Here is a 294-nt window from a genome sequence, read left to right on the forward strand (position 1 = left end):
ACATTAATGACCGCGGTGAGCGCGCTATTATTACTGGATTTGATAATCCAAATAACAAATACGAATCTGTACTGAACGCTTTTGAAGTGGCACTTGAGCACGAGCGTGAAGTAACGAAGCGTATTTACAACTTATCTGATATCGCTTGGGATGAGCGTGAGCATGCAACAATTACATTCTTAAAATGGTTCGTCGATGAGCAAGTAGAAGAAGAATCTTCATTCGATAGCATCATCCAAAAATTAAAACGTATTACAAGCGATTCAAACGCATTATTTATGCTAGATGCTGAAT

At 38.1% G+C, this 294-nt stretch carries 1 protein-coding gene; it reads left to right on the plus strand.

All coding sequences use genetic code 11. The features are described from left to right. On the plus strand, positions 1–294 hold a 294-nt coding region (locus SB775_RS28650), incomplete at both ends, for a ferritin (protein WP_410864569.1).

The organism is Peribacillus sp. SIMBA_075, assembly GCF_046534585.1.